This is a genomic window from Flavihumibacter sp. CACIAM 22H1, assembly GCF_001601815.1.
GTDB lineage: Bacteria > Bacteroidota > Bacteroidia > Chitinophagales > Chitinophagaceae > Flavihumibacter.
The window spans coordinates 52,808-57,994 of record NZ_LUKG01000002.1 but is presented as its reverse complement, the minus strand read 5'-3'; the positions used below and the strand labels follow the sequence as shown (position 1 = coordinate 57,994).

Here is a 5,187-nt window from a genome sequence, read left to right as displayed (position 1 = left end):
CATTAAAGAAAACCTGAACCGTCAGATTGAGCTCGTAAATATTAAGCGTACCGAACTGGAAAAACACCAGGAGGAGCATATTCGCCGATTAGAAAAAATTGCCGGCTTAACGGCTGAAGAAGCTAAAACCCAATTAGTGGAAAGCCTGAAAAAAGAGGCGCAGACCCAGGCCATAGCCGTTCAACAGGAAATTATTGACGACGCTAAACAAAAAGCTAATAAGGAAGCCCGGAAAATTATCATACAAACCATTCAGCGGACAGCCGCTGAGCAGGCAATTGAAAATTCCATTACGGTATTTAACCTCGAAAGCGACGAAATCAAAGGACAAATCATCGGCCGGGAAGGGCGGAATATCCGCGCATTGGAAGCAGCAACCGGTGTTGACCTGATTGTTGATGATACGCCCGAAGCTATTATCCTCTCCTCCTTTGATCCGCTTCGCCGAGAAATTGCCCGCCTCAGTTTAACCCGCCTGGTTACCGACGGACGTATTCACCCCGCCCGTATTGAGGAAGTGGTGGAAAAAACCCGCAGGCAAATTGAAGAGCAGGTTATGGAAATTGGCGACCGTACCGTGATTGAACTCGGTATCCATGGTTTACACAAAGAGCTGGTACGCATTGTAGGTAAAATGCGCTTCCGTTCTTCGTACGGACAAAACCTCTTAATGCACAGCCGCGAGGTAGCTAATCTTTGCGGAATTATGGCCTCTGAACTAGGAATGAACCCTAAACTGGCAAAACGAGCCGGGTTATTACATGATATCGGGAAAGTGCCGGATGAGGAATCAGAACTGAGCCATGCCCTGCTCGGCGCTAAACTGGCAGAAAAATACGGCGAGAATCCTGCTGTAGTAAATGCCATCGGTGCACACCACGATGAAATGGAAATGCAATATGTAATTTCCCCGATTGTTCAGGCCTGTGATGCCATCAGCGGAGCCCGGCCAGGCGCAAGACGGGAAATTATGCAACAATACCTCCAGCGTATCAAAGACCTGGAAAACATGGCCATGGCTTACCAGGGTGTAGAAAAAGCCTATGCTATACAGGCCGGTCGTGAACTACGGGTTATTGTAGAAGCAGATAAAGTAACGGATGCAGACAGTGACCGGCTCAGCTTTGAAATTGCCCAGAAAATTCAGACGGAAATGACTTTCCCGGGCCAGATTCGGGTAACGGTTATCCGTGAAAAAAGAGCGGTAAATGTGGCCAGATAAGGCCGGAATGACAGCCAGTCAACAACGAATACCAAAAGCACCTGCAGCAGCGGGTGCTTTTTTTTAGCGCCTGATTCCGGACTTTACCAATAGACCTCCTGGAAAAGCCGCGTTTAGGCACCATAATTCTCTAATAATTAATAAATTGCGGATAGCTTGTAACAGTGATTCGGAGCTACTTAAACCGGATCTGATTTTTATTTTTTTTACTTTTGACTATTTACGTTCTTTCTATTACCTTTGCCGTCCGATTAAAAAAGAATGTCATGAACGCAGTAGCATTTGTTCACGAGCAATTAACCCCGAAAAGAGAATTTCCAAAATTCAAAGCGGGCGACAACGTGACTGTAAACTATAAAATTGTTGAAGGTAACAAAGAGCGGATCCAGAGCTTTAAAGGCGATGTAATCAAACGCCAGGGCCAGGGCACTACGCAAACCTTTACGGTTCGGAAAATTTCCGACAGTATTGGAGTTGAAAGAACATTTCCGCTCTTCAGTCCAAATATTGACTCTATTGCCGTAAATAAAGTAGGTAAAGTACGCCGGGCGAAACTTTATTTCCTTCGTGAACGTAGCGGTAAAAGTGCACGTATTAAAGAAAAGAAAATGGCTGTTGCTAAATAAGCAGCTCCATCCAGATAGTAAACCGCCTTCCAAGGCGGTTTTTTTTGTTTTTTAACGCAGCCTGCTGGATTTTTTCGGAATTCAGGCAGGGCTTTTTCTTCCCCCGAGCAAACTATTGCTCTCATAATACCGTATCTTTACAAACTACAAAATCAATTTAGCATGTTAGTAGCTAATCAATTATTAATGATTTCCATGCCAGGCGGTAGCGAGTGGATACTGATCATCCTGGTTGTATTGCTGTTATTCGGTGGTAGAAAGATTCCTGAGCTGATGCGTGGTCTGGGTCGCGGTATCCGTGAATTCAACGATGCTAAGAACAATGTAAAAGACGAAATTGAGCAGGGCATTAAAGAAAAAGACAAAACTACTTCTCCTCAGCAGTAAGCAGTTTTAAGAGACCCGCAAGCGTTGAACCAAAGAAATTAGCGTGGCATTGTTTGTTTTTGAATCGATAGCACAATATCATAAGGAATTAAACAACGGCTCCACTACCTGTTTATCAGTAGTGGAGTTTTATTTGCAGCAAATAGCGCAGCAAAAACACCTCAATGCCTACATTGAAGTGTTTGCAGAGGAAGCGCGTACACGAGCAATGCAGCTCGATCAGCAACTACAGCAGGCCGGTACTCATACAGCTCCTTCCGGCCAGGCCTTGCTTCCCCTTTTTGGTGTTGTTATAGGCATTAAAGACGTTTTATGCTACGAAGGCCATACGGTTTCGGCTGCATCCAGGATGCTGCAAAACTTCAAAGCCCCCTACTCTGCTACCGTAGTTCAACGGCTACTGGACGCCGGTGCCATTATCATTGGCCGGTTAAACTGCGATGAATTTGCTATGGGGTCCTCCAACGAAAATTCTGCGTACGGACCAACCCTTAACGCATTAGATAATAACCGCGTACCAGGCGGCTCCTCCGGGGGCTCGGCCGTTGCTGTTCAAGCCGGACTCTGTATGGTAAGCCTTGGTTCCGATACCGGCGGATCTGTGCGGCAACCAGCTGATTTTACCGGTGTAATTGGCCTGAAACCAAGCTATGGACGGGTTAGCCGGTATGGATTAATTGCCTATGCATCCTCCTTTGACCAGGTGGGGATCTTTTCCCGCAGCTTATCCGATGCTGCACTGGTACTGGAAATCATAGCGGGCATGGATAATTTCGACAGTACCTGTTCTTCCCTGCCTGTACCCGCCTATTACAGGGAACTTTCAACACCACTCTCTGAAACCGCTGCTGCAAACAGCAATACCCCTGCAACAGGCAGCAAAAACCCGGAAAAGCAGTACTATAAGTTCGCCTATTTTAAAGAAGCGGTAGAACATCCTTCTCTTGATCCGGAAATCCGCACAGCCCTGCTGACAAAATTCAAGCAATTGGAAATTGCCGGGCATACGGTAACAGCCCTGGAATTCCCCTTACTCGACTATATTGTTCCCACCTATTATATATTAACCACAGCGGAAGCCTCCTCCAACCTTTCCCGCTTCGACGGGGTGCGGTATGGCCACCGTTCGGCACTGCCCGTAGAAGATTTAGCAGATTTTTATGCACATAATCGTTCGGAAGGTTTCGGCAAGGAAGTGCAGCGGAGAATACTGCTTGGCAGCTTTGTACTAAGCGCCGGTTATTACGATGCTTACTTTACCAAAGCACAACAGGTTAGACGTCGACTTTTCGATCAAACACAGTTGATTTTCAAAGACTTCGACGCTATTCTGGCTCCCACAGCCCCTACCCCCGCATTCAAATTCGGCGAAAAAACAGCAGATCCAATTGCAATGTACCTGGGCGATATTTATACTGTTTTTGCCAACCTGACAGGCATCCCGGCAATCGCTCTCCCCATTTTTTGGCACAGTAATGGCATGCCATTTAGCCTCCAGGTTATGACAAACCGATTCGAGGAGCTATCTTTGCTCCGGGTTTCAGCGTCACTGGTGTAGCAAATGCGTCGATCCCATTCCTTGAAAATGCACCAAAAATCTCTGTGAGAAACTGTTTTAATTGTTAACCAAAGTCTGGAACATGAAACATTTTCTTTTGGCGGGAAGCCTTCTTTTCGGATCCCTATCAGGCTCTTTCGCACAAAAAGCGGACAAAGCGGGTACACCGGAAAAAAACCCGGTAGCTGACACCAGTAGCATCCAGAAATCCATGCAACCGGCTGTTTCTTCCACTTCTGTTGAAATGGAAACGCCTACCATTATACGTGATTTGTTTGACGAATCGAGCATCAATTCCAATAATGCGCCCAAACTCAACCCCAGGGCTGTCAGCTTCGTAGAAGATTATATAGACACTTATGGAAAATCGCTTCAGGCCATGAAAGAATGGGCGCTGCCATATTTTAATATGATTGACGGAATTATGGTTCAGCATGGCCTTCCCAGGGAACTTAAATACCTTGCTATCATTGAATCAAAGCTGAAATCAAACGCTGTATCTCATGCAGGAGCAGTGGGTCCCTGGCAATTTATGCGGGGCACGGCGCTTAAGCTGGGATTGAAAGTAAATAAATCGGTAGACGAGCGCACTAATTATGTAAAAAGCACCCACGCCGCTGCCAAATACCTTCGTGATCTGTATAAAATTTATGGCGATTGGCTGCTGGTAATTGCCGCTTATAACGCTGGTCCGGGAAATGTACAAAAAGCCATTGCCCGCAGCGGTAGCCGCAATTTCTGGGATCTTCAGTATCACCTGCCGGCAGAAACCAGGAAACACGTTAAAAAATTTATCGGCACCCATTATGTGTTTGAAGGACAGGGGGGAATAACAACCCTTACTAAAGCGGAAACCAACGACCATTATGGCTCCAGCCTTTATGCTTATACCCGTAAAATAACCAAGGAAGAAGAGGCTGCCGCCAAATCACAGGCAGTTGCTGGTAAGTACCAGTCGGTAGTAGTGGCAAAATATATAATGATGGATCTTTCAGAATTCAACCGCTACAATCCTGATTTCGACCGTGTAATGGCAGGTTCAGCCAGCCCTTATGAAATGAAATTACCTGCGCCCAAAATGGAACTTTTCAATGCGCATAAGTATTCAATACTACAGGAGTCTGTTCAACTACTGCTAACTTCCACTGCAGCCATGAATGAAAGGAAATAAATTATTCGGCTGTATTTTCTAATACTTTCCGAATAGCAGCCGCTTTAAGCAGGCATTCCTCGTACTCCTGCAAGGCATTTGCATACCAGGTAATTCCAGAGCCTACCTGGCAGGAAAGATAATGCTGCTCGGCATTGTACAGCAAACTCCGGATTACTACATTGAAATCTGCAATACCGTCTGGTGTAATATAACCAACTGCTCCGGAGTAAAGCCCCCTCTG

6 protein-coding genes are annotated in these 5,187 nt (G+C 46.0%); 5 read left to right on the top strand and 1 reads right to left on the bottom strand.

Translation table 11 applies throughout. The features are described from left to right. From rny to A1D16_RS00910, 5 genes are all read left to right on the top strand, one after another. On the top strand, positions 1-1,222 hold a 1,222-nt coding region (gene rny, locus A1D16_RS00930; RefSeq protein WP_290706824.1), incomplete at its 5' end, for a ribonuclease Y. A 266-nt stretch (positions 1,223-1,488) separates the two neighbouring features. Next, positions 1,489-1,848 carry a 50S ribosomal protein L19 gene (gene rplS / locus A1D16_RS00925; RefSeq protein WP_290706822.1) on the top strand — a complete coding sequence of 120 codons (360 nt, stop codon included), beginning with the start codon at positions 1,489-1,491 and terminating at the stop codon, positions 1,846-1,848. Positions 1,849-2,010: 162 nt separating this feature from the next. Continuing rightward, entirely contained in the window at positions 2,011-2,235 is a 225-nt protein-coding gene (locus A1D16_RS00920) for a twin-arginine translocase TatA/TatE family subunit (RefSeq protein ID WP_290706819.1), read from the top strand. 43 nt (positions 2,236-2,278) lie between these two features. Continuing rightward, on the top strand, positions 2,279-3,793 hold the full coding sequence (gene gatA, locus A1D16_RS00915) for an Asp-tRNA(Asn)/Glu-tRNA(Gln) amidotransferase subunit GatA (protein ID WP_290706816.1): 1,515 nt from the start codon (positions 2,279-2,281) through the stop codon (positions 3,791-3,793). Positions 3,794-3,875: 82 nt separating this feature from the next. Further along, the gene (locus A1D16_RS00910; RefSeq protein ID WP_290706814.1) at positions 3,876-4,964 is read left to right on the top strand and encodes a lytic transglycosylase domain-containing protein; all 1,089 of its coding nucleotides are present in this window, start codon (positions 3,876-3,878) and stop codon (positions 4,962-4,964) included. Position 4,965: 1 nt separating this feature from the next. Here the strand turns inward: A1D16_RS00910 and A1D16_RS00905 are convergent. Continuing rightward, positions 4,966-5,187: chorismate-binding protein (locus A1D16_RS00905; RefSeq protein WP_290706813.1), on the bottom strand; the 222-nt coding region annotated here is incomplete at its 5' end.

Excerpts from the sequence above, each read along its gene's own strand:
- rplS (WP_290706822.1), top strand. The coding sequence starts at position 1,489 with ATGAACGCAGTAGCATTTGTTCACGAGCAATTAACCCCGAAAAGAGAA.
- A1D16_RS00910 (WP_290706814.1), top strand. The coding sequence starts at position 3,876 with ATGAAACATTTTCTTTTGGCGGGAAGCCTTCTTTTCGGATCCCTATCA.
- A1D16_RS00920 (WP_290706819.1), top strand. The coding sequence starts at position 2,011 with ATGTTAGTAGCTAATCAATTATTAATGATTTCCATGCCAGGCGGTAGC.